Origin of the sequence: Burkholderia oklahomensis C6786, from assembly GCF_000959365.1 — a bacterium.
GTDB classification, from domain to species: Bacteria; Pseudomonadota; Gammaproteobacteria; order Burkholderiales; family Burkholderiaceae; genus Burkholderia; species Burkholderia oklahomensis.
Window position 1 is genome coordinate 2,578,065 of the sequence record NZ_CP009555.1, and the last position, 25,006, is coordinate 2,603,070.

Annotated in this window: 19 protein-coding genes; 12 read left to right on the plus strand and 7 right to left on the minus strand. The window is 69.9% G+C overall.

All coding sequences use genetic code 11. The features are described 5' to 3' along the window. Nucleotides 1–14 precede the first annotated feature (14 nt). Complete coding sequence (locus BG90_RS37830) at nt 15–239, minus strand: hypothetical protein (RefSeq protein ID WP_010116812.1); 225 nt, start codon at nt 237–239, stop codon at nt 15–17. Between BG90_RS37830 and xdhA the strand changes: the two genes are divergently transcribed. From xdhA to BG90_RS11655, 8 genes are all read left to right on the plus strand, one after another. Then, a complete protein-coding gene (gene xdhA, locus BG90_RS11620; RefSeq protein ID WP_010116810.1) occupies nt 213–1,730 on the plus strand; it encodes a xanthine dehydrogenase small subunit in 1,518 nt (505 codons plus the stop codon). The two genes, BG90_RS37830 and xdhA, sit on opposite strands and share 27 nt — an antisense overlap. A 29-nt stretch (nt 1,731–1,759) precedes the next feature. After that, nucleotides 1,760–4,129 (plus strand): xanthine dehydrogenase molybdopterin binding subunit, encoded by a 2,370-nt coding sequence (gene xdhB / locus BG90_RS11625; protein WP_010116808.1) that lies wholly within the window; start codon nt 1,760–1,762, stop codon nt 4,127–4,129. Nucleotides 4,130–4,731: 602 nt separating this feature from the next. Beyond that, nucleotides 4,732–5,514, plus strand: coding sequence for a substrate-binding domain-containing protein (locus BG90_RS11630; RefSeq protein WP_010116804.1), 783 nt, complete (start codon nt 4,732–4,734; stop codon nt 5,512–5,514). Between the two features lie 372 nt (nt 5,515–5,886). Next, nucleotides 5,887–6,291 (plus strand): nuclear transport factor 2 family protein, encoded by a 405-nt coding sequence (locus BG90_RS11635; RefSeq protein WP_010116802.1) that lies wholly within the window; start codon nt 5,887–5,889, stop codon nt 6,289–6,291. A gap of 603 nt (nt 6,292–6,894) precedes the next feature. After that, entirely contained in the window at nt 6,895–9,171 is a 2,277-nt protein-coding gene (locus BG90_RS11640) for a TonB-dependent receptor (RefSeq protein WP_010116800.1), read from the plus strand. Between the two features lie 40 nt (nt 9,172–9,211). After that, a complete protein-coding gene (locus tag BG90_RS11645) occupies nt 9,212–10,003 on the plus strand; it encodes an ABC transporter ATP-binding protein (RefSeq protein ID WP_010105965.1) in 792 nt (263 codons plus the stop codon). A gap of 71 nt (nt 10,004–10,074) precedes the next feature. Then, nucleotides 10,075–11,004, plus strand: coding sequence for an ABC transporter substrate-binding protein (locus BG90_RS11650; RefSeq protein WP_232239081.1), 930 nt, complete (start codon nt 10,075–10,077; stop codon nt 11,002–11,004). Next, nucleotides 11,001–12,071, plus strand: coding sequence for a FecCD family ABC transporter permease (locus BG90_RS11655; RefSeq protein ID WP_025989971.1), 1,071 nt, complete (start codon nt 11,001–11,003; stop codon nt 12,069–12,071). The genes BG90_RS11650 and BG90_RS11655 overlap by 4 nt, the downstream gene beginning before the upstream one ends. A gap of 210 nt (nt 12,072–12,281) precedes the next feature. On the opposite strand, the gene BG90_RS11660 is transcribed toward BG90_RS11655, so the two are convergent. The 3 genes from BG90_RS11660 to BG90_RS11670 all read right to left on the minus strand — a co-directional run bounded on the left by BG90_RS11660 (nt 12,282) and on the right by BG90_RS11670 (nt 15,478). Beyond that, nucleotides 12,282–13,229 (minus strand): LysR family transcriptional regulator, encoded by a 948-nt coding sequence (locus BG90_RS11660; RefSeq protein WP_010105959.1) that lies wholly within the window; start codon nt 13,227–13,229, stop codon nt 12,282–12,284. 73 nt (nt 13,230–13,302) lie between these two features. After that, nucleotides 13,303–13,941: a 2-hydroxychromene-2-carboxylate isomerase gene (locus BG90_RS11665; protein WP_010105957.1), complete on the minus strand. Its 639-nt coding sequence runs from the start codon at nt 13,939–13,941 to the stop codon at nt 13,303–13,305. A 97-nt stretch (nt 13,942–14,038) separates the two neighbouring features. Next, nucleotides 14,039–15,478, minus strand: coding sequence for a TAXI family TRAP transporter solute-binding subunit (locus BG90_RS11670; RefSeq protein WP_010116793.1), 1,440 nt, complete (start codon nt 15,476–15,478; stop codon nt 14,039–14,041). A gap of 447 nt (nt 15,479–15,925) precedes the next feature. On the opposite strand from BG90_RS11670, the gene BG90_RS11675 reads away from it, so the two are divergent. From BG90_RS11675 to BG90_RS11685, 4 genes are all read left to right on the plus strand, one after another. Next, nucleotides 15,926–16,303, plus strand: a complete 378-nt coding sequence (locus tag BG90_RS11675; RefSeq protein WP_025989970.1) for a BON domain-containing protein — start codon at nt 15,926–15,928, stop codon at nt 16,301–16,303. Nucleotides 16,304–16,431: 128 nt separating this feature from the next. Next, on the plus strand, nt 16,432–18,531 hold the full coding sequence (locus BG90_RS11680; protein WP_010105947.1) for a D-(-)-3-hydroxybutyrate oligomer hydrolase: 2,100 nt from the start codon (nt 16,432–16,434) through the stop codon (nt 18,529–18,531). Between the two features lie 292 nt (nt 18,532–18,823). Beyond that, nucleotides 18,824–18,991 carry a hypothetical protein gene (locus BG90_RS36125; protein WP_157135626.1) on the plus strand — a complete coding sequence of 56 codons (168 nt, stop codon included), beginning with the start codon at nt 18,824–18,826 and terminating at the stop codon, nt 18,989–18,991. 140 nt (nt 18,992–19,131) lie between these two features. After that, nucleotides 19,132–20,979 (plus strand): S10 family peptidase, encoded by a 1,848-nt coding sequence (locus BG90_RS11685; protein WP_010105945.1) that lies wholly within the window; start codon nt 19,132–19,134, stop codon nt 20,977–20,979. A 214-nt stretch (nt 20,980–21,193) separates the two neighbouring features. Here the strand turns inward: BG90_RS11685 and BG90_RS11690 are convergent, their stop codons facing one another. The 3 genes from BG90_RS11690 to BG90_RS11700 form a co-directional block, all read right to left on the minus strand. Further along, a complete protein-coding gene (locus tag BG90_RS11690) occupies nt 21,194–21,988 on the minus strand; it encodes a sulfite exporter TauE/SafE family protein (protein ID WP_010116790.1) in 795 nt (264 codons plus the stop codon). A gap of 259 nt (nt 21,989–22,247) precedes the next feature. Next, nucleotides 22,248–23,690, minus strand: coding sequence for a DHA2 family efflux MFS transporter permease subunit (locus tag BG90_RS11695; RefSeq protein ID WP_045568138.1), 1,443 nt, complete (start codon nt 23,688–23,690; stop codon nt 22,248–22,250). A gap of 130 nt (nt 23,691–23,820) precedes the next feature. Beyond that, on the minus strand, nt 23,821–24,957 hold the full coding sequence (locus tag BG90_RS11700; protein WP_010116782.1) for a glycerophosphodiester phosphodiesterase: 1,137 nt from the start codon (nt 24,955–24,957) through the stop codon (nt 23,821–23,823). Between the last annotated feature and the right edge of the window lie 49 nt (nt 24,958–25,006).

Genomic DNA, 25,006 nt, shown 5'->3' on the forward strand with positions numbered 1-25,006 from the left:
CTTGCAGGTACTGCTTAGTTAAACGGTGCGCAAAGCGGCATATCGTCGCAGCGATATAAACCGCATGCGCGGGCGGCTATGGGTTCCGGAATTTGACGGTGATAGCGTGCGAATTGTGACGACGACGGCCGCGGCGGCCGCCTGCGCGCCGGTTCGGCGCTGCACGCACGGACATCGTCCATGCATGTCCCCATTTTCGAGAACGACGCAACATGAGTGAGCCGATCCGTTTCTATCATCGCCAGGCGATCCGCGAGGTCAGCGGCGCGAACGTCACCCGCACGGTGCTCCAGTATCTGCGCGAGGACGCGCATTGCACCGGCACGAAGGAAGGTTGCGCGGAAGGCGACTGCGGCGCGTGCACGGTCGTCGTCGGCGAGCTGAACGACGCGGGCGGCGTCGATTTCAAGGCGGTCAACGCGTGCATCCAGTTCCTGCCGACGCTCGACGGCCGCGCGCTCTTCACGGTCGAGGATCTGCGCCAGCCGGACGGCGCGCTGCATCCGGTGCAGGACGCGCTCGTCGAATGCCACGGCTCGCAGTGCGGCTTCTGCACGCCGGGCTTCGCGATGTCGATGTGGGCGCTGTACGAGAAGCACGGGCACGGCGCGCCGTGCGCCGACCGGACGACGCCGTCGCGCGCCGAGATCGCCGACGCGCTGACGGGCAACCTGTGCCGCTGCACCGGCTACCGGCCGATCGTTGACGCGGCGGTGCGGATGTTCGACGCGCCGCCGCCGAAGGCCCCCGTGGACGTCGCCGCGCTCGCGCGCATGCTGGACGCGCTGCGCCGCGACGACACGTTTCACTACGAGCACGCGGGCCGCACGTTCGACGCGCCGCGCACGCTCGACGCGCTCGCGCGGCTGAAGGCCGACAAGCCGTCGGCGCGCGTGCTCGCGGGCAGTACCGACGTCGGCCTGTGGGTGACGAAGCAGCTCCGGGATTTGGGCGACGTGATCTACGTCGGCCAGGTGGCCGAGCTGCGCCGGATCGCCGAGCACGGCGACTGGATCGAGATCGGCGCGGGCGCGACGCTCGAGGCCGCGTATGCGGCGCTCGCCGCGCACTATCCGGAGCTCACCGAGATGTGGAAGCGCTTCGCGTCGCTGCCGATCCGCAACGCGGGGACGATGGGCGGCAACGTCGCGAACGGCTCGCCGATCGGCGATTCGATGCCCGGCCTCATCGCGCTCGGTGCGCGCGTCGTGCTGCGCGGCGGCGACGCGACGCGCGAGCTGCCGCTCGAGGATCTGTATCTCGGCTATCAGAAGAAGGACATGGCCGAGCACGAGCTCGTCGTCGCATTGAGGGTGCCGAAGCGCACCGGCGCGCGCGCAAACCTGCGATTCCGCACGTACAAGCTGTCGAAGCGCTTCGATTCCGACATCTCGGCCGTCTGCGCGGCGTTCGCGTTCGTCATGGACGGCGAGTCGATCCGCGCGCCGCGCATCGCGTTCGGCGGGATGGCCGCGACGCCGAAGCGCGCGCCGCACGCGGAGGCCGTGCTCGCCGACGCCGTCTGGGACGAAGCCGCCGCGCTCGCGGCGATGCGCGCGCTCGACGACGATTACGCGCCGCTCACCGACATGCGCGCGTCGAGCGCGTACCGGATCGAGACCGCGAAGAACCTGTTGTACCGCTTCTGGCTGGAGACCCGCCCGCACGATCCGCTGCCCGCCGCGGCCGTGAACGTGCGCGAAGTCGCCGCCGAGCCGGCCGCCTCCTGACCGATCGACGCCAAGCGGAGCATCGCATCATGAATCAGCAAGCCGAACCTTTCCTGAGCGTCGCCGCCGACGCCGAGCGCGACGCGTTCAAGCAAGTCCACGTGTCGCGTCCGCACGAATCCGCGCATCTGCACGTGAGCGGGCGCGCGACCTACACCGACGACATCCCGCTCGTCGCGGGCACGCTGCACGCGGCGCTCGGCCTGTCCGCGAAGCCGCACGCGAAGATCGTGTCGATGCGGCTCGACGCGGTGCGCGCGTCGGCGGGCTTCGTCGCCGTGCTGACCGCCGCGGACATTCCGGGCGTCAACGATTGCGGGCCGATCGTTCACGACGATCCGGTGCTCGCCGACGGCGTCGTCCAGTACGTCGGGCAGCCGATGTTCGTCGTCGTCGCGACGTCGCACGACGCGGCGCGCGCGGCCGCACGCCGCGCGCAGATCGAATACGACGAGCTGCCGGCGATCCTGACCGCGCAGGACGCGCGCGCGGCCGATTCGTACGTGATCCCGCCGATGACGCTCGCGCGCGGCGACGCGGCCGCGCGGATCGCGCACGCCGCGCATCGCGGCACGGGCGAGCTGACGCTCGGCGGCCAGGAGCAGTTCTATCTGGAAGGGCAGATCGCATACGCGGTGCCGAAGGAAGACGGCGCGATGCACGTCTACAGCTCGACGCAGCATCCGAGCGAGATGCAGCATCTCGTCGCGCACGTGCTCGGGCTCGCGTCGCACGACGTGCTCGTCGAATGCCGGCGGATGGGCGGCGGCTTCGGCGGCAAGGAATCGCAATCGGGCCTGTTCGCGTGCTGCGCGGCGCTCGCCGCGTGGAAGCTGCAATGCCCCGTGAAGCTGCGCCCCGATCGCGACGACGACATGATGATCACCGGCAAGCGGCACGACTTCCATTACCGCTACGACGTCGGCTTCGACGACGCGGGCGTGATCGAAGGCGTGTCGGTCGACATGACGTCGCGCTGCGGCTTCTCCGCCGATCTGTCGGGGCCCGTGATGACGCGCGCGGTGTGTCACTTCGACAACGCGTACTGGCTGCCCGATGTGTCGATCGTCGGCCGCTGCGGGAAGACGAACACGCAGTCGAACACCGCGTTCCGCGGCTTCGGCGGACCGCAGGGCGCGTTCGCGATAGAGTCCATCATCGACAGCGTCGCGCGCTCGCTCGGCCGCGATCCGCTCGACGTGCGCCGCGCGAACCTGTACGGCAAGACCGAGCGCAACGTGACGCCGTACGGGCAGACGGTCGAGGACAACGTGCTGCACGAGTTGATCGCCGAGCTCGAGGCGACGAGCGAATACCGCGAGCGCCGCGCGGCGACGCGCGCGTTCAACGCGGCGAACCCGGTGCTGAAGAAGGGCATCGCGCTCACGCCGGTGAAGTTCGGCATCGCGTTCAACGTCACGCATTTCAACCAGGCGGGCGCGCTCGTCCACATCTATACCGACGGCTCGATCCTCGTGAACCACGGCGGCACCGAGATGGGCCAGGGGCTCAACACGAAGGTCGCGCAGGTCGTCGCGCACGAGCTCGGCGTCGGCTTCGGGCGAATCCGCGTGACGGCGACCGACACGAGCAAGGTCGCGAACACATCGGCGACCGCGGCGTCGACGGGCTCCGATCTGAACGGCAAGGCCGCGCAGGACGCCGCGCGCCAGTTGCGCGAGCGGCTCGCCGCGTTCGCGGCCGAACGCTTCGGCGACGGCGCGGCGAGCGCGGCCGACGTGCGCTTCGCGCACGACGAAGTGCGCGTCGGCGACGCCGTCGTGCCGTTCGCGGAAGTCGTCGCGCATGCGTATCGCGCGCGCGTGCAGCTATGGTCGGACGGCTTCTACGCGACGCCGAAGCTGCACTGGGATCAGGCGACGCTGCGCGGTCGGCCGTTCTTCTACTACGCGTACGGCGCGGCGGTGTCGGAAGTCGTCGTCGACACGCTGACGGGCGAGATGCGCGTGCTGCGCGCCGATGCGCTGCACGACGTCGGCGCGTCGCTGAATCCGGCGATCGACATCGGACAGGTCGAGGGCGCGTTCATCCAGGGGATGGGCTGGCTGACGACCGAAGAGCTGTGGTGGAACGACGGCGGCAAGCTGATGACGCATGCGCCGTCGACGTACAAGATCCCGACCGTCAACGACTGTCCGCCGGATTTCCGCGTGAAGCTGTTCGACAATCGCAATGCGGAGGACAGCATTCACCGGTCGAAGGCGGTCGGCGAGCCGCCGCTGCTGCTGCCGTTCTCGGTGTTCTTCGCGATCCGCGACGCGATCGCGGCGGTCGGCGATTACGCGATCGATCCGCCGCTCGCCGCGCCCGCGACGGGCGAGTCGATTCTGCATGCGGTGCGGGCCGTGCGTGCGGCGCGGGCGGCGGCGAGAGCGTGATGCGGTGTCGGCCGCGCGGATGGGCGAATGCGCGAATGCATGATTGTGCGAGTGCGTGACGCAGCGGCGCAAGAAGGAACGCGCGTGCCGATAACGCGGGTGCCGATTGGCGCAGAGGCGCGGCCTCGCATCGCGCCGTAAGAGACACCGGCAGCGAGGATCGAGCGGCGGCGATGCGGACGGCCGACGCGCGTGGCAATGCGGCGCGCGCATCGAAGCCGCATGCACATGCGTATGCGGCTTCGATGCGCACGCGGTGATCCGGCAAACGTACGCGCGCGAGCGTGCGATGCGCCGTCGCTCGCAAGCATGCGTTCGCGCGAGATCGTCCGGTGCCGGACGCCGCACGCTGCCGCAATCGTTGTCCGGAAGCCGCCCGCGCGCTTGTTTCGCACATCGGCCCGCGCGCGGCGAGCCAGTGCGACGGTTTCCACGCCGAGGCGGTTCGTTCGGCGCGTACGCAGCCCGAATGCAAATGGCGCGCCGGCCCGAAGCTAACCGATCCGTACAAACCTGCACTTCTCAACGGAGCCGGTTTCCGCGAAGATGATCGGCGCTTCCCTCCCGACGACGGATCGAAAACGACGACAACGACGACAACGATGAGACACGCCCTGACGAAGCATCTCGGCGCCGCGCTGCTGACCGCGGCCGCCGCGCTCGCGCAAGTGCACGCAGCCGAGCTGCACGTGATGAATTCCGGCGGCTTCACGGCCGCGTACAAATTGCTTGCGCCGAAGTTCGAGGCGACGACGGGCAACACGCTCGACATCGCGTATGGGCCGTCGATGGGCACGACGCCTGAAGCGATCCCGAACCGGCTTGCGCGCGGCGAGCCGGCCGACGTCGTGATCATGGTCGGCTACGCGCTCGACGAGCTGATCCGCGAAGGCAAGGTCGATCCGGGCTCGCGCGTCGAGCTCGCCGATTCGCGGATCGGCGCGGTCGTGCGCGCGGGCGAGCCGGTGCCCGACATCGGCACGCCCGACGCGCTGAAGGCCGCGCTGCTGCACGCGAAATCGGTCGCGTACTCGGACAGCGCGAGCGGCATCTATATCCAGAACGCGCTGTTCGAGCGGCTCGGCGTCGAAGCCGAGGTCAAGCCGAAGGCGACGATGGTGCCGCGCATTCCGGTCGCATCGAAGGTCGCCGACGGCACGTATGCGCTCGGCTTCCAGCAGGTGAGCGAACTGCTGCCGGTGCAGGGCGTGACGTTCGTCGGCAAGATTCCGGAGTCGCTGCAATCGGTCACGCGGTTCGCGGGCGGGATGCCGGTCGGCGCGAAGCATCCGCGCGAGGCGCGTGCGCTGCTCGACTATCTGGCGTCGCCCGCGTCGGCCGACGACATCCGCAAGACGGGCCTCGATCCGATTCCGGCGCGCTGACGCGTTGCGTTTGCGTCGTCGGTCGCGCCGCTGCGCTTCGTGCGGCGACGGTCGCATGCGCTGGCCGCAACGCGGGCGAGCCGAGGGTCGCAGGTCGAGTACCGGCTGCTTCGGCTGACGACGCTCGCAAGATTCGTCGAGCCGGCTCCCGCGCACCACGCGTTGCGCCGCCAATCGCGAACCCGAGCCTCATGCGGCGACGAGATCGCGCGCCGGCCGCGATAGGCGCGAGCCGAGCGCCGCAAGCTGCGAACGATCTTCACGCGCCCCGGAGACAACCGGCCGCGCACCGCCCGAATGGACGCGCGGCGCGCGTCGCGTACACTCGCAGATTCGCGCGTCACGTGCCGCGCGCCTTGGCGAGGAACACTCATGCAAGCGCATCGACCGTATTTCGACGAGATCGTCGCCGGCTGCGACGCGATTCGCGGCTGGCTCTCAGGCGACGTGTCCGGGCCCGCCGCGCTCGATGCGCTGATGGCGCGCTTCGCGCCGCGCTTCACGATGATCGGCACCGACGGAAACGTCTACGATCACGCGGCCGCGCATGCGCTGTTCGCGCGGCTCCACGGCCGCAAGCCCGGCTTGAAGATCACGTTCGCGGAGATGCGCGCGCTCGCCGCGGATCCGGCGCTCGGCGTCGTCAGCTACTGCGAGTTTCAGACGGACGCGACGGGCGCGCTGCCGACGCGCCGCTCGACCGCCGTGTTCGAGCGCGATCCGCAAACGGGCGCGGTGCGCTGGACGCATCTGCAGGAGACCTTCTGCGTGGCGTGAGCGTGTGTGTGCCGGAGTGCGAATGCCGCTCGCGCTCCGCGTTCGATCTGCCGCTCGCGTCCGATCGGCGTTGCGCCGATCCCGAGCCGTGCGCGCTGCCGACACGCCGCTCGACCGCCGTGTTCGAACGCGTTCCGCAAACGGGGGCGGTGCGCCGACGCATCTGCAGGAGACCTTCTGCGTAGCGTGAGCGCACGCTTGCCGGTGCGCAAACGTCGCTCGCGCTCCGCATTCCGTCGGCCGTTCGCGCCCGATCGGCATTGCACAGATCCCGAGCGCGCGCATCAATCGACCGTGCAAAGGTAGGATGATATGTTATATCATCGTCCTCTTCGCGTAGGCGAGCCGTAAGCCGTCGCGCTCGTGCGGCGCCGCCGCCGCCTGCGCACAGCCGCGCGTGCGCGACGCTGATGCAGGCGGGATTGCGGTCCCTGCCGATTGCACGACGTCCCGCCGCCCGCGCGATGCCGATCAAGGTTGCGGGAGTCGACGAGCAGTGAACACATCGAAGCAGGCGGGATGCATTCGGCGCCGCAGGGTGCCGACGACGGCGGGGCGCGCGATGAGCGCATCGACATTTGCGACGGACGAGGCGATCCGCCGATGAGCCGGACCCGACACGCGCCGCTGCGCCGACGCGCATTCGGCCGGATGCCCGCAGCGACCGTCGCGCACGCTTCGCACGCTGAACGCATCGCAAACACCGCACACGCGATTTTCCCGCGTCCCGCCCAGCGCCGCACGACCGTCGAGCGCTGCGTGACGGCGCTCGCCTGCGCCATGACGGCGTCCGGCGCGCTCGCCGCCGACGCGGATTCCGTCGATTCCGCGCGCGACGGCCATCACGAACTGCCGACCGTGCACGTGACGAGCGACGCGCCGCACGCGCCGCCGCCGCTGTCCGCGCCGCTCGCGGCCGGCTCGCGCCTCGGACTCGCGAGCCTCGACACGCCTGCGAGCGTCGAGGCGATCACGTCCGAGCAGATCGCCGCGCGCGGCGACCGCACGATCGTCGATGCCGTCACGCGCGCGACGGGCTTCAGCACGGCCGCGTCGCCCGGCAACGGCGGCACCGCGCTCAGCGTGCGCGGCTTTGCCGGCCAGGAGTCGGTGACGACGCTCGTCGACGGCGTGCGCCTCTATCCGGGCGCGGGCACGGTGACGTTTCCGTTCTCGACGTGGTCGGCGGAGCGAATCGAGGTGCTGCGCGGCCCCGCGTCGGTGCTGTACGGCGAAGGGGCGATCGGCGGCGTCGTCGATGTCGTGCCGAAGCGCCCGCGCCGCGAGCGGTCGACGACGCTGCAGGCGGGCATCGGCACGCAAGGCGAAAAGCGCGTCGCGTTCGATGCGACGGGCGCGCTCGGGCCGCATCTTTCCTATCGCTTCTATCTGAGCGACGAGCGCACGCGCGGCTTCGTCGATCGCGGCGACGCGCACACGACGGCCGTCGGCGGCGCGCTGAAGCTCGACGTCGATCCGCGCCTTTCGATCACGCTCGATTACGACTACGGCCGCCAGAAGCCGGCGACCTATTTCGGCGCGCCGGTGACGAACGGCGTGCTCGATCCCGCGCTGCGCGAGCGCAACTACAACGTCGGCGACGCGACGATCGCCTATCACGATACGTGGACGCGGCTCGCCGCGACGTATCGCGCCGGCAACGGCGTGACGCTCGACGGCCAGCTCTACTATCTCGCGACGCGCCGCCACTGGCGCGACGCGGAATCGTACGCGCTCGACGCGGCGGCGCGCACCGTGACGCGCAGCGACTATCTCGAGATCTTCCATCGCGAGCGGCAGTTCGGCGAGCGGTTCGCGGCGCGCATCGACTCGCGCGTGTTCGGCCGCGCGAACCGGCTCGTGATCGGCGCCGAGTTCAACCAGATCGCGTTCGACGGCGCGAACAACGCGCCGTATCGCGGCGAGTCGACCGTCGATGCGTTCGGCTTCGATCCGGGCGCGTTCGCGAGCCCCGATCCGACGTCGCCGCGCTTTCGCACGCGCACGCGGCAGGCGGCGGTGTTCGTCGAGAACCGGCTCGAAGTGCTGCCGCGGCTCGCGTGGGTGAGCGGGCTGCGCCATGACCATCTTTCGTTCCATCGCGACGATCTGATCACGGGCGGCGCGTTCGACAAGACCTTCGCGCACACGGGCTGGCGCAGCGGGCTCGTCTACGAGATCACGCCGGCCTTCACCGCCTACGCGCAGTACACGACGGGCGCGGAGGGCGTCGGCTCGCTCGTCACGCTGTCGTCGTCGCAGGCGAACTACGCGCTCGCGACGGGCCGCCAATGGGAAGCGGGCGTCAAGCATGAGATGTGGGAAGGCCGCGCGTACTGGACGCTCGCCGTCTACGACATCGTCAAGCGCGGCCTCGTCAGCACCGATCCGGTGAATCCGGCGCGCGCGCAGCAGGTCGGCCGTCAGTCGTCGCGGGGGATCGAGCTCGCGGGCGGCGTGCGGCTGCCCGGCGGCGTGACGATCGACGCGAACGCGGCGTTGCTGCGCGCGCGCTACGGCGACTTCAGCCAGCGCGTCGGCAGCGCGGTCGAGCAACGCGCGGGCAACGTGCCGCACGACATCCCGCAGCAGACCGCGAACCTGTGGATCGGCTGGGCATTCGCGCCCGGCTGGCAGGCGCATGCGGGCGTGTGCTACGTCGGACGCCGTTACGGCGACGACGCGAACCTCGTGCCGGTGCCGTCGTACACGGTGTTCGACGCGTCGCTCGCATGGCAGGCGGCGCGCGACGTCGAGATCGCGCTCTACGCGCGCAATCTCGCGAACCGCACATATGCGGCGTCGACGTCGAACGGCGGCGCGCAATGGCTGCTTGGGCCGTCGCGTTCGGCCGAGCTTGTCGCGACGCTGCGCTTCTAGCGCGTCGCCGCATCCGGACGATCATCGACGAGGCCCGCCCATGTCCGCGACACTCGACATCGAACACCTGTGCTGGTCGCCGGCGGGCGCGCCCGCCGTGCTGCGCGGCCTGTCGCTGACGGTGCGCGCGGGCGAGCTCGCGGGCCTCATCGGTCCGAACGGCAGCGGCAAGACGAGCGTGATGCGCTGCGCGTTCCGCTTCGCGCGGCCGCAGGCGGGCGCGGTGACGCTCGACGCGCGGGACGTGTGGCGCGCGTCGCCGCGCTGGAGCGCGCAGCGGATCGCGGTGCTGCAGCAGGAGGCGCCCGACGATTTCGGCCTGACGGTCGAAGAGATCGCGCGGATGGGCCGCACGCCGCACAAGCGCCTTCTCGATGCGGACACCGCCGACGACGCGCGCATCGTCGAGGCCGCGCTGCGCGACGTCGATCTGTGGACGCGGCGCGAGCGGCGCTTCGCGTCGCTGTCGGGCGGCGAGAAGCAGCGCGCGCTGCTCGCGCGCGCGCTCGTCCAGCGGCCGGCGCTGCTGCTGCTCGACGAGCCGACCAATCACCTCGACGTGCGCCATCAGCTCGAATTGCTTGCGCGCGTGCGCGCGCTGCGCGTGACGACGCTCGCGACGATCCACGACCTGAACCTCGCCGCCGCGTACTGCGACCGGCTGCACGTGCTGACGGGCGGCCGCATCGTCGCGAGCGGCGCGCCCGCCGACGTGCTGACGCGCGCGCTCCTCGCCGACGTGTTCGGCGTCGAAGCGATCGTCGACGCGCATCCGGTATCGGGACGGCCGCGCGTCACGCTGATCTATCCGGAGGATGCCGAACGATGTTGAAACGACCAACCGCCTTGCGCGTCACGACGCTCGCGCGCATCGTCTGCGCGCTGTCGCTCGGGGCGGCGGCGATGAACGATGCCGTCGCGTATCCGGTGACGGTGCGCAGCTGCGATCGCGACGTCACGTTCGAGCGCGCGCCCGCGCGCGCGGTGAGCAACGACGTGAACCTGACCGAGATGATGATCGCGCTCGGCCTCACGGACCGGATGGCGGGCTACACCGGCATCGCCGGCTGGAAGACCGGCAACGCGCGGCTGAGCGCGGCGCTCGCGGGCGTGCCCGAGCTCGCGACGCACTATCCGTCGCTCGAAGCGCTCGTCGACGCGCGCGCCGATTTCTACTTCGCCGGCTGGGGCTACGGGATGAATCCGGGCGGCCCGGTCACGCCCGCGTCGCTCGAACGCTTCGGCATCCGAACGTACGAGTTGAGCGAGTCGTGCTCGGACGTGATGCGGCGCCCGCCCGCGTCGTTCGACGACGTCTATCGCGACCTGACGAACCTCGGCCGGATCTTCGGCGTCGACGCGCGCGCCGCGCGGGTCGTCGACGCGATGCGCGCGCGCATCGACGCGGTGCGCCGCACGCTCGCGCGCGCGGCGGTCGAAAAGACGCCGCCGCGCGTGTTCGTCTACGACAGCGGCGCGGACAAGCCGCTGACGGCCGGCGCGCTCGCGATGCCGAACGCGCTGATCGCGGCGGCGGGCGGCCGCAACGTGATGGACGACGTGCCGCGCAGCTGGACGCAGGTCGGCTGGGAGAGCGTCGTCGCGCGCAATCCGCAGGCGATCGTGATCGTCGATTATTCGGCGGTGACGGCCGAACAGAAGAAGCAGTTCCTGCTGAGCCAGCCCGCGCTCGCGCAGGTCGACGCGATCCGTGCGCGCCGCTTCATCGTGATTCCCTACGATGCGGCGACGCCCGGCGTCGAGAACGCGGCGGCCGTCGAGACGATCGCGCGCGGCCTGCATCCGGACGCGTTCGCGAAGGCCGCGCGATGAGCGACGCGACGATCGTCGAAGCGTCGACCGTTGCGAACGGCCGCCGCTTGCGCGCGCGGCTCGTGCTGCCGGCGCTCGCGGCGCTCGTCGCGCTCTCGGTTATCGCCGCGACCGCGCTCGGCGCGACGCCGATCGCGCCCGCGCGCGTCGTCGCGATCGTCGCGGCGCACGTCGCGGATGGGCTGCGCATCGACGCGCTCGCATTGCACCGTGCGTCGATCGCCGAGGACAGCATCGTCTGGCAGATCCGGCTGCCGCGCGCGCTGCTCGCGGCGCTCGTCGGCGCGACGCTCGCGATGGTCGGCGTCGCGCTGCAGGCGGCGACCGCGAACCGGCTCGCCGATCCGCATCTGCTCGGCGTGAGCTCGGGCGCGATGCTCGGCGCGGTCGCGGCGACGCTCGGCTTCGGCGCCGCGTTCGGGCCGCTCACGCTGTCGTTCGCGGCGTTCGCGGGCGCGCTCGTCGCAACCGCGCTCGTGATCGCGCTCGCGTACCGGCGCGGCCGGCTCGAATCGGATCGATTGCTGCTCGCGGGCGTCGCGGTGTCGTTCGCGATGACGGCGGTCGCGAACCTGCTGCTGTATCTCGGCGATCCGCGCGCCGCGTCGTCGGTGCTGTTCTGGATGCTGGGCGGCGTTGGGCTCGCGCGCTGGGATCTGCTCGGCGCGCCCGCGTGTTGCGCGGCGCTCGCGGCGCTGCTGCTGGTTGCGCGCCGCCGCGAATTGAACGCGCTGATGTCGGGCGACGTCGCCGCGGTCTCGCTCGGCGTGCCCGTCGCGCGGATGCGCCGCGAAGTGTTCGTGATCGCATCGTTCGCGACGGGCGCGATGGTCGCGGTGAGCGGCGCGATCGGCTTCGTCGGGCTCGTGACGCCGCATCTGTGCCGGCGTCTCGTCGGCGCGGAGCACGGGCGGCTGTTGCCCGTCGCGGGGCTGAGCGGCGCGGCGCTGCTCGTCTGGGCCGATGTCGCCGCGCGCACGCTCGTCGCGCCCGAGGATCTGCCGATCGGGATCGTCACCGCGGCGCTCGGCGGCGCGTTCTTCATCGCGCTGATGCGGCGGCATTGAGCGGCGCTGCGCGCCGGCGACCCGCGCGGGGCGATCGACCGTGAGTGAGGCGGCCGTCGACGTGTGCGCCACGTGTGCGCGATCCGCGCATCGCGACGATGTGATGCCGCCGCTCGTCCGAATTCCATGAGCTCGATGCGTCCGTCGATGAACGAACGCAACGCAACGCAACGCAACGCAACGCGGCGCAACGCAACGCGGCGCGACCGCCTACCGCCGCCTTCCGCGCACCGTCAGCTCCGCCGACACGTCGGCCATCAACGCGCTCAGCCAATCGACGTCGGTCGGCCGATCGGGCGCCGGATGCCGGAGCTGATAGCAGCGGATGCGCGGAAACGGCACGGGCGCCTCGACGACGACGAGCGGCAGCAGCTGCGCGTAATGGATCGCGAAGCGGCGCGTCGTCGTGAAGATCAGGTCCGATTGCAGCAGCACCTGCGGCACGAGCCCGAAGTACGGCAGCGTCGCGACGACGCGCCGCGCGATCCCCGCGCGCGCGAGGCCGATCTCGATCGCGTTGTGCCGCGCGCCGATGTACGGCGCGGGCGCGAGATGCGCGGCGTTCGCGTAGGCGTCGCGCGTGAGCGGCGCGCGCGCGAGCGGATGGTCGCGCCGCATCAGGCAGACCACGGTGTCGGAGAACAGGTCCGCGCGCACGAAGCGCGGGTCGGGCTTCGGCCAGTTGCCGATCACGAGATCGAGCGCGCCCGAATCGAGCGCGGCCGCGTGATCGAGCGACGGATTGAGCGAATCGATCTCGAGCCGCGCGTGCGGCGCCGCCGCGCGAAAGCGCGCGATCAGCGTCGGCATGAAGAAGTCGTTCAGATAATCGGGCGCGGCGATCCGGAACGTGCGGCGCGCGGTGTCGGGATCGAACGGCCCGTGCGGCGTCGCGACGAAGTCGACGTCGCGCAGCGCGCGCTCGGCGGCATCGAGGAGCGACGCGCCGTACTCGGTCGGCACCATGCCCGTCTTGCCGCGCACGAGGAGCGGGTCGCCGAGCGCGTCGCGCAGCTTGCGCAGCGCGGCGCTGATCGCGGGCTGGGTCTGGTTCAGGCGCAGCGCGGCCTGCGTCGCGCTGCGCTCGACGAGCAGCGTGCGCAGCACGCGCACGAGCCAGATGTCGAGCGACGCGGCGCGGTCTTGATCCGATTGCATCTGCAGCGGGGAGGGCGACGTCAGGCGCGGGCGCGGCGCATCGCGCGCCCGCGAGGCGCAAAGGCGGGCGGCGTCATGCGAGTCCGGACGGCAGCGCGCTGATTCGCCTCACTTCGCTCGATTCGAGCCAGCTCGGCGTGCGCGCGCAATAGAGCACCATCGGCAGTGCGTCCTCGCCCCAGAAGAGCTGATGGTTCAGCCAGAAGGTCGGCACGCCGAATACGCCGAGGGCGATCGCATCGTCGGTGTTGCGGCGTAGCCGCGAGACGGTTTCGTCCGACGTGAGCCGCTCGTCGTCGTGCGCGATGCCGACGCGGCCGCACAGTTCGGCGAAGTTGTCGGGCGCCGACGGATCGCGGCCTTCGCGCCAGACGAAGCGAAAGATCTCGCGGATCGCCTGGACGTCCGAGTCGAGCGCGATCGCGAGCAGCAGCAGGCGCGTCGAATCGAACGGATGCGCGGGCGGCATCTTGAACGGGATGCCGAGCTGCTCCGAGCGAAAGAGCGCGTGCCGATAGGTGAAGACGCGCTTCGCGGGCACGTCGGACGCGGGGCGGTGGCCCCAGTGGCGATGCAGATCGGCGAGCGCCACCGGCGCGAGCGCGAACGCGATGCCGGGCCACTTGTCGTGCTGTTCCAGCAGCAGATACGAGAACGGCGACAGGAAGTCGTAGAACCATATCGGCTGGGAAGCGTCGAGGCCGACGGTCATGGAGTGTCTCCTGATGAAAAGGACGCAACGCGCGGCCTCGTTATTGAATGTTACGCGGCGGCGCAGGCAAATGCAGCCGCCGCGACGGATTTTCGGCTCAAGCGCCGTCCGAGGCGGGCGGGGCGGCGGGCGGCGCGTCGGCGGGCTTCGGCGCCGCCTGCGCATTCGCCGCGGCGGGCGGCGGCGACTCGTGTTCGCGCGCGAGCAGCCGCTCGCGGACGAAGCCGATGTGCTCGCGCAGCACGTAGAACTGGCCCGCGTAGGCGAGCGGCATCTTCATCCGGTTGACCGATTCCTCGACGTCGTCGAGCTTGTCGAGCAGCACGACGCGCTGGCGCGCGGTGTGCTCGCCGAGCGCGCTGCGCTCGAGCGCGATGAGCGCGCCGTACCAGCGGTAGATCCGCGAGCGCACGCGCCAGCCGTACAGCGACGGCACGAGCCGCAGCCCCGGAATCAGCACGACGATGAGCGGCACGACGATGAAGAGCAGCCGGTCGACGAGGCTCGCGACCCAGAACGGCAGCTTGCGGTACAGGAACGTCTTGCCGGACTTGTAGTAGCGCGCGGCGTCGTCGGACAGCGGGAAGCTGCTGTGCGTGACGGGCGACGGAAACTCGCCGGCGCGCTGCAGGATCGTCGCGCGGCCGTGCACTTCGCGCGCGGCCTCGACGAGCAGGTCGGACAGCGCGGGGTGCAGCGTGTCGCGCGCGATCAGCTCGACGGTCGGCGACAGCGTGTGGATGTCCGACGGCGGCAGGTTCGTGCCCGGATCGTAGACGCCCATCGGCAGCGTGATGTCGGTCAGGTACGGGAAGCGCCGCGTGTACGCCTCGGCTTGCGTAAACGAATAGAAACGCACGCCGGGCGAACGAAACAGCTTCGCCATCACGGGAATCTGCGTCGAGTCGCCGGACAGGAACGCGGCGTCGATCTTGCCTTCGATGAGCGCGCGCGCCGCGTCCTCGCCGGAGAGCGGCAGCAGCTCGGTCGCGCCGCCCGGCGCGATGCCGTTCATCTTGAGGAGCGCGATGCCGAGTTCGTGCGCGCCCGCGCCTTCGGCGCCGAGCGCGAGCCGCTTGCCCTTGAACTGCGACAGCCGCTGGATCTTGGGCCCGCGATAGAGAATCGCGAGCGGCACGTAGCCGACGCTGCCGAGCGAGACGAGATTCTCCTGCTTCTCCTTCTGCGCGATGCCGCTCTGGACGAAGCCGACGTCGACTTTTTGCGCCGGATCCGACAGCCGCGCGAGGTTTTCGGCCGAGCCCTCGGATTCGAGCACGTCGAGCGTCACGCCGTTCTTCGCGAGGATCTGCTTGTATCGCTGCGCGGCGCGCCAGTTCGTGCTGCCGGGCGGGCCCGCCGAGATCGTCAGCGATGTCGGCGGCGCGGGCTGGATCAGCGCGATCGCGAGCCAGATCGCGGCGATCGACAACACGACGGTCGGCCCGATCGACATCGCGAGATCGCGCCACGACACCGCGACGAAGCGGGCGACGATGCGATGCGGCCGGTGACGGCGAGGATGGTCTGGCTTCATGAGACTGACGGCAGGCGGTCTGTTCGCGGCGATGGTACCCGAGTTCGGCGCCGCTGCGGCAGTGCGGTGCGCCGCGCTGCAGCACGAGAACTTGGCGCGCGCGCGGACTGTGGATTACATTGTGCAGGGCCGCCGCGCGTTTGCTTTCAGCCGGCGAACGCAAACGCGCGGTCGCCGGCCGGCGCGGGCGCGGCAACGTCCGCCGCAACGGCCGAGCCGGCCGCCACCCGTCTTTCCGGCGCGGCGACGCGGCCCGGCACGCGGCGGATCCGGTTCCGGCCCGCCGCGCCGGTTCGCATCCGGCTCGATTCCCGGCCGGCGCTTTTCCCGCATCATTTCGCGCAGCCGCCATGCGGCGCCGCGCGACGACGCATCGCGGTCCGCATCCGGACCGAGCATCGCCCGCAGTCGCGGTTCCCGTCAAAACCACCAGAATCAGGAGAACGCATGAAATCGATCGTATCGAAGGCAGTGGGAGGCATGATCGTCGCGGCGCTCGTCTGCGGCAACGCATTCGCGCAGGCGAGCGGCGCGGCGACCGAGTCGACCGACGCGAACGCGCCCGCCGCCGCGCCGAGCGCGTCGAAGGACGCCGCGAAGACCGCGCGCAAGTCGAACCGCAAGCTCGGCTACGCGGTGCGCAAGGCGATCTCGAAGGTGAACGGCGTGAACGTGTCGAACATCACGGTGCGCGCGAAGGGCAGCGTCGTGACGCTCGAGGGATCGGTGCCGGACGCGTCGCAGATCGACAAGGCGGTCGACGCCGCGAAGGGCGTGTCGGGCGTTGCGTCGGTCAACAACAAGCTGTCCGTGCAGCCGGAGTGACGACGGGCGGGCGCCGCGGCGACGCCGTCCGCCGCGCGCGCCGGCCGGGCACGGGCACGGGCACGGGCACGGCGCGCGCAGCTCGACGATCGAGCGATGCGAACCAACCAAGCAGACTGGGGGCGATGATGACGACGATCAGGGGCGGATCGAAGCGCGCGTCGATGCTGGCGCTCGCACTCTTCGGCAGCGTGCTGCTCGGCGCATGCCACAGCAACGACAACGCGCAGGTGAACGTGCTGCCCGACTTCGTTTCGGGCAGCGTGCGCACGACGGCTTACGACGGCGTCAGCGACGATCTGCTGACGGCGGGACTCGGCAAGACGGGCTTGGGCGGCGACACGCGGCCCGGCTTCGCGAATCCGGCGCAGCCGACCGCGGCGGAGCTGCGGCGTCTCGCGATCTACTCGAACTATCGCGCGCTCGTCGACATCACGGCGAACGGCGGCTACGGGCGCTTCTGGGGGCCGAACGTCGACCTCGCGGGCAACGACACGCTCGGCGAAGGCAAGATTCCCGGCACCGAATATCTCGCGTACTCCGACGACGGCAGCGGCCGCAAGAACGTCACGCTGCTCGTGCAGGTGCCGGCGAGCTTCGATCCGGCGAATCCGTGCATCGTGACGGCGACGGCGTCGGGCTCGCGCGGCGTGTACGGCGCGATCGCGGCGGCGGGCGAGTGGGGCCTGAAGCGCGGCTGCGCGGTCGCGTACAACGACAAGGGCGGCGGCAACGGCGCGCACGAGATCGGCACGGGCCTCGTCACGCTGATCGACGGCACGCTCGCGAGCGCATCGAGCGCTGGCCGCGCGAGCCTCTTCACCGCGAGCGAGTCGAGCAGCGCGCTCGCCGCGTTCAACAGCGCATTTCCGAACCGCTACGCGTACAAGCACGCGCATTCGCAGCAGAATCCCGAGCAGGACTGGGGACGCGTGACGCTGCAGGCGGTCGAGTTCGCGTACTGGGCGCTGAACGAGCAGTTCGGCCCCGTCGTCGACGGCACGCGCCATGGCATCCGCTATCGGCCGGGTGACATCACGACGATCGCCGCCTCGGTCAGCAACGGCGGCGGTTCGGCGCTCGCGGCGGCCGAGCAGGATACGCGCGGCTGGATCACCGCGGTCGTCGTCGGCGAGCCGCAGATCAACGTGCGGTTGACGCCCGGCGTGACGGTCGAGCAGGGCGGCGCGCCCGTGCCTTCGTTCGGCCGGCCGCTCGCCGATTACGCGACGCTCGCGAACCTGCTGCAGCCGTGCGCGGCGGCGGCGAGCGCCGCGACGGGCGCGCCGAACCTCAGCGCGCTGCCGACGAGCGTCACGCAGTCGATCCGCGTCCAGCGCTGCGCGACGCTCGCGGCGGCCGGGCTCGTTTCGGGCGCGGACACGCAGAGCCAGGCGAGCGACGCGCTCGCGCAACTGCACGCGGCCGGCTATCTCGCCGATTCCGACCTGCTGCAGGCGCCGATGTGGGATTCGCAGGCGATCCCGGCGATTGCGGTCACGTACGCGAACGCGTACACGCGCTCGCGTGTCACCGACAACCTGTGCAACTTCAGCTTCGCGACGACGAACCCGGCGACGGGCGCCGTCGCCGCGCCCGCCGCGTCGCCGATGACGAACCTGTTCGGCGCGGGCAACGGGGTGCCGCCGACGAACGGGATCAATCTCGTGTTCAACGGCGTCTCGGGCGGCGTCGACCACCGGCTCGCGACGCCGGACGCGAGCTTTGCTGGCGCGCTGTGCCTGCGCCAGCTATGGACCGCGAGCCAGCTCGGCATCGCGGCGAACGTCGATGCGGTGCGCGTGAACGCGAACCTGCAGCACAAGCCGGCGATCATCGTGCATGGCCGCAGCGACGCGCTCGTGCCGGTCAATCACGCGTCGCGCGCGTACGTCGCGCAGAACAGCGCGACCGAGCGCGGCGCGAGCCAGCTGTCGTTCTACGAAGTGACGAACGGCCAGCACTTCGACGCGTTCCTGCCGGTGCCGGGCTTCGACACGCGCTTCGTGCCCGTTCACTACTACGACGGGCAGGCGCTCAACCTGATGTGGAATCACCTGAAGAACGGCGCGCCGCTGCCGCCGTCGCAGGTGATCCGCACGGTGCCGCGCGGCGGCGTGCCGGGCGCCGCGCCCGCGCTGTCGACGGCGAATCTGCCGCCGATCGTCCAGTCGCCGGGCGCGAACGCGATCACGGTGAACGCGGGGGTGATCGACGTGCCGCTCTGACGCGCCGCGCACGTTTTCCGCCGCGACGGCCGGCCCGCACATACGTGCGGCCGGCCGTTTTCATTGGCCGATACGCATTCGCCACATCGCGCCATTCCCGGATTTCTCTGTAACAAATTCTTACTTTACGTTGCAGTCGGGCGCTTCTAATATGCGCCGATATTTGCTCATATTTTTAAAAATTACATGTAACCAATATATTTCTGTTTCATTAAATAATCCTTTCGAAATCATTTTACGGTTTTCTAAAAATCGACTCGAATTGTCGGTCGATGATTAATGGAAAATCGGAGTGGGGATTATTTTCTTTGAAAAAACAATGCGTGCGGCAGCCTGGCTGCGCGCGGGGCGGTCTTGTCTACTCGGAGCGCAGGGGGCGTCCCGCGCGATCGGCATCGCGATCGCCGATTTTATTCTGGAATTGATTCCAGTGCGTCAAGCCGGAAATCCGGGCGGGTAAATAATGCCGTGCGCTAATGCTGCGCATGGCGAAAATACTCGGGGTGCGCGTCGCATAACGGTCGCATTCCTGGTGCGGAGCGTCGATGAAATCATCCGTTTCAATCGACGGAATTTATCGTTCTATTCGAGAGGGCAATAATGAAGATACAGAAGTCCTTGAAAGACGGTTTCGCGCTCAGGTTGGGCAGGGCGGCACGGCCGGTCGCCGCTGCCGCCCTTGCCGCACTGCTCGTCGCCGCTTGCGGCGGCGATGACGGAGGCGGCGGCAGCCCGTCGCTCGCGGCCGCGAACGTCGCGAACACGGCGACGTCCACGAACGCCACGACCGCCACCGACGCGACGAGCAACGCCGCGCTGCCGCCGGATCAGCCGTATCTCGACAACGACGTCTACGGCACCGGCCCGAACGACGCGGTGACGGATGCGACGGAAGGCACATCGGTCGTCCACCGGCAGGTGAAGATCGGCGACCAGATCCTCACCTACACGGCGACGGCCGGCCACCTCGTGACGATCGACCCGATCACGTCGAAGCCGAACGCGAAGATGTTCTACGTCGCGTACACGCTCGACAATCCCGATCCGAAGAAGCCGCGCCCCGTCACGTTCTTCTACAACGGCGGCCCGGGCTCGTCGTCGGTCTACCTGCTGCTCGGCTCGTTCGGGCCGAAGCGCCTGCAGTCGTCGTTCCCGAACTTCACGCCGCCCGCGCCGTACCGGCTGCGCGACAATCCGGAGAGCCTCCTCGACCGCTCGGACCTCGTGTTCATCAACCCGGTCGGCACCGGCTATTCGGCCGCGATCGCGCCGGCGAAGAACAAGGACTTCTGGGGCGTCGACCAGGACGCGCACTCGATCGACCGCTTCATCCAGCGCTACCTGACGAAGTACGCGCGCTGGAACTCGCCGAAGTTCCTGTTCGGCGAATCGTACGGCACGGTGCGCAGCGCGGTGACGGCGTGGGTGCTGCATGAGGACGGCATCGAGCTCAACGGGGTCACGCTGCAGTCGTCGATCCTCGACTACTCGAACGCGGTGAGCGCGATCGGCATCTTCCCGACGCTCGCGGCCGACGCGTTCTACTGGAACAAGACGACCGTCAGCCCGAAACCGGCCGATCTCGACGCGTACATGGTGCAGGCGCGCAGCTACGCGGACAACGTGCTCACGCCGCTCGCGCAGGCGCCGAATCCGCAGGACGGCGGCTTCGTCAACGTGCGGCTGAACCTGAACCTCGCGGCCGCGCAGCAGATGGGCGCGTACATCGGCACCGATCCCGTCTCGCTGATCCAGACGTTCGGCAATCCGGCCGCGCTCGGCAACGTGCCGTCGTCGGACGACAATCCGCCGTACACGTTCTTCCTGACGCTCGTGCCGGGCATCCAGATCGGCCAGTACGACGGACGCGCGAACTACACGGGCAAGGGCATCGCGCCGTACATCCTGCCGAACTCGGGCAGCAACGATCCGTCGATCAGCAACATCGGCGGCGCGTACACGGTGCTGTGGAACGACTACATCAACAACGACCTGAAGTACGTGTCGACGTCGTCGTTCGTCGATCTGAACGACCAGGTGTTCAACAACTGGGACTTCAGCCACACGGATCCGACGGGCGCGAGCCGCGGCGGCGGCAATACGCTGTACACGGCGGGCGACCTCGCGGCGACGATGAGCCTGAACCCGGACCTCAAGGTGCTGTCGGCGAACGGCTACTTCGACTCGGTGACGCCGTTCCACCAGACCGAACTCACGCTGCAGCAAATGCCGCTCGATCCGTCGCTCAAGGCGGCGAACCTGACCGTGAAGAACTACCCGTCCGGCCACATGATCTATCTGAACGATCATTCGCGGATCGCGATGAAGTCGGATCTCGCCACGTTCTACGACGGCATCCTCGCGGATCGCATGGCGCTGCAACGTGTGCTGCTGCGTCAGCAGAAGGCGCTGCAGATGAGGCAACAGAAGCAACAGCAGGGGCAGTAACGCGGGGCTAGCCGTTCCCGGCCGGGCCGCGTGCCGTCGTCGTCGTTCGACGGCGGCGGGCTCGGGAGTCGCGAACGGCGGCTTCGCGGCGATCTTCGCCTCGCGGGTGCAATGCGCTCGCGAGGCGTTTTTTTGGGGGGGCGGTCGCCCGGCGGGCGGATGGCCGCGTCGGAGCGCGGTGGGGCAGCGGGCGAATGCGGCGCGCGCGATGCGATCAGGACAGCACGAGCTTCGCGCCGACCGCGACGAGCATCGTCGCGAGAATCCGGCGCAGCAGCCCTTCGGGCGCGCGCGCCGACAGATGGCTGCCGGCGACGATGCCGGGCACCGAGCCGATCAGCAGCGACACCAGTATCGACCAGTCGACCGAGCCGAGCATCCAGTGCCCGACGCCCGCGACGAGCGTGAGCGGAACCGCGTGTGCGATGTCGGAGCCGACGATGCGGGTCGTCGAGAGCGTCGGGTACAGCAGCAACAGGACCGTCACGCCGATCGCGCCCGCGCCGACCGACGTCAGCGACACAAGCACGCCGAGCACGGCGCCCGTAAGCACGGTCGCGGCGAGCGTGCGCGTCGGGCTCGGCGGGAGCGCGCGCGTGCGCCGTGCGGCGAACGCGGCGAGCTGCGGGCGGAACAGCAGCGACAGCGACGTGAGCAGCAGCGCGGCGCCGAGCACGAACTGGATCATCCGGCTCGTTTCCTGCGAGTGCATGCCGTGCGCATGCAGGAACCACAGCGTGATCGCGGCGGCGGGCACGCTGCCTGCCGCGAGGCGCCCGGTGATCCGCCATTCGACCGTGCCCTTGAGCCCGTGCACGAACGTGCCGGTCGCTTTCGTGAGCGCCGCGTACAGCAGATCGGTGCCGACCGCGGTCGCCGGATGGACGTTGAACAGGAGAACGAGGATCGGCGTCATCAGCGAGCCGCCGCCTACGCCCGTCAAGCCGACGAGAAAACCGACGAAGAGGCCGGACAGGGAATACAGCGGATCGATATGAAGCAACGGCATCGGCGGAGGGCGTTAGGCGTTTGAAAGCAGCGGCGCGAAGTGAATCCGCCATTGTCGCAAAACTCGCGGATCGATGCGGAAAAGCGCAAAAAGATCGGAGAAGCGTCGTGCGCGGCTTCCGGGCGGCGGCGCGAACGGCACGGGGCGGCGGGCGCCGCGCACGAGGCGGCGCGAATGCGTGGCGCGCGATTGCGCGGTGCATGCCGCGCGCGGCCGGCTTCGAGGACGCGCGCCGGTTGCCCGGCCCGCGCCCCGGCCGTCAATGCGCCGCGCCGTGCAGTTCGGCTCCGGCGTTCGACGGTGCACGGATGCGCAGCGCGATGCCGAAGCCCGCGGCCGCCGCGGCGAACGCCGCGCCGCACGCGAACGCGACGTGATAGCCGCCGTTGAGCGCGATCGGCAGCGGCGCGTGCGCGGCGACGAGCGCGTCGGTGTGCGCGGACGCGAGGCTTGCGAGCACCGCGAGGCCGAGCGCGCCGCCCATCATGAACGACGTGTTGACGATGCCCGACGCGAGCCCCGAATCGCTCGGCGCGACGTCGCTCATCGCGGCGAGCAGCACCGGATTGAACGCGACGCCCGCGCCGACGCCGAGGAGCGCCATGCCGGGCAGCACGTGCGCGACGAAGCCGCCGTCGGCGGGCGCGCGCGCGAAGAGCGCGAGGCCGAGCGCGGCGACGAGGAGCCCGGCCGCGATCGGGCCGCGGATGCCGAAGCGCATCACGATCTTCGCGGACAGGCCGAGCGAGAACGCGGCCATGATGAGGTTCGCGGGCAGGAACGCGAGGCCGACCTCGAGCGGTCCGTAGCCGAGCACGCGCTGCATGTAGAGCGCGGACAGGAAGAACCACGCGAACATCGCGGCCGCCCACAGCACGCCGATCGTGTTCGCGACCGCGACGTTGCGCTTCGCGATGAGCGCGAGCGGCATGAGCGGATGCGCGACGCGCGCCTCGATCGCGACGAACGCCGCGAAGAGCGCGGCCGCGCCGCCGATGAGCGCGACCGTCTGCGTCGACAGCCAGCCGGCCTCGTTGCCGTTGACGACGCCGTAGACGGCGAGCATCAGCGAAGCCGTGACGGTGACGGCGCCGGCGACGTCGAGCCGCGCGTCGGCCGCCTGCGCGCGCGCCTTCGGCAGCAGCGCGGCGGACAGCGCATAGACGGCGGCGCCGATCGGCAGATTGACGAGGAAGATCCAGTGCCAGCTGAGCGCGCTCGTGAGGAAGCCGCCGAGTAGCACGCCGAGGCTGCCGCCGCCCGCGCAGACGAAGCCGTAGACGCCCATCGCCTTCGCGCGTTCGCCCGGCTCGGTGAAGAGATTCATGATGAGCGACAGCGCGACGGCCGACACGACCGCGCCGCCGAGCCCCTGCACCGCGCGCGCGGCGATCAGCACGACCTGCGTCTGCGCGAGCCCGCACGCGAGCGACGCGAGCGTGAAGAGCGTCAGGCCGGCGAGGAACATCCGGCGATGGCCGTACAGATCGCCGAGCCGGCCGCCCAGCAGCAGGCAGCCGCCGAACGTCAGCATGTAGGCGTTCACGATCCAGACGAGCGCGGTTTCGGAGAAGTGCAGGTCCGCGCCGATCGACGGCAGCGCGACGTTGACGATCGTCGAGTCGAGCACGATCATCAGCACGCCCAGGCAGAGGACGACGAGCGCATACCAGCGCTTCGGGCCGTGCAGGCCGTGAGTCATGGGGAATGCCTCCGAAGGGTGGGAGGCAGCATTGTAAGCTTGTTGTGGGGCGTCTTCCTGCCGGTTGCTGACAGGCGGTTTCTCGTTCGCGTGCGGGCCGCGGCGACTCGCGCGGCCCGCACGCGGATGCTCACCGGCGGAACGTATCGACGGCCGTGCGGCCGACCGCGGGATCGTCGGTGAAGAAGCCGTCGATGCCCGCGCGCAGGTACGCCTGGATCTCGCGCACCGAACCCGCCGCGTTGCGCGCGCTCGGCGCGCCGCCGTCCTTCAGCGACGCCGGCAGGAAGTTGTTCTCCGGCCGGAACGTGTACGGATGCACGAGCAGCCCCGCCTCGTGCGCATAGCGCACGTAGTGGGTCGGCTGCTGCAGCGCGCCGTCGGCGCCGACCGGAATGATCGACGTCTTGTACGGCCCGACCGCGTTCGCATACGCCGCGATCTCGCGCATGCCGCGCTGCGTCGACAGGTCGCCGTACGTGCGCGCGTCGCCCGCCTTCACGAAGTCGTACGGACGCTGCTTCGGCTCGTCCATCAACTGCACGAGCTTCCAGTTCGGCTGGCTCGATCCGATCCGGCTGCGGATCGCCTTCAGGTTCGCGACTTCGAACGACTGGATGTAGACGGTCGCGTCGCGCGCGGTGTACGCGTCCTTGCGCAGCGCGTCGACGAGGCGGTCCTCGAGCGGCAGGCCGATCGACTGGAAGTAGGTCGGGTGCTTCGTCTCCGGATAGATGTGGATCGTGCGGCCGACCTGCGCGGACATCTGCTTCGCGAGCGCGACGATCTCGTCGAACGTCGGGATCTCGAACTGGTCGTCGTACGCGGTGTTCGCCAGACGGTACTGCGGGATGCGCTCGCGCGCGCGCAGCGTCTTCAGCTCGGCGAGCGTGAAGTCCTCGGTGAACCAGCCGGTGAGCTGCGCGCCGTCGATCGTCTTCGTCGTTTTGCGGCTCGCGAACTGCGGCAGCGCCGACACGTTCGTCGTGCCCGAGATCTCGTTCTCATGGCGCGCGACGAGCACGCCGTCGCGCGTCGACACGAGGTCGGGCTCGATCACGTCCGCGCCGTCCTCGATCGCCTTCCGGTACGACGCGAGCGTGTGCTCGGGACGCAGCGCGCTCGCGCCGCGATGGCCGACCACCTGCACCTTCGCCGAGATCGGCTGCGTGTAGTCGGGGTCGTCGCCGCCGCAGGCGGCAAGCGCGAGCGTCGCGGCGCACGCGAGCGCGACGGGGGAGAAAGCGAACGAGCGCTTGAAGAACATGTCGTCGATCCTGTGAAACGAAACCAAGCCAAGGGGAACGGGGATGTGC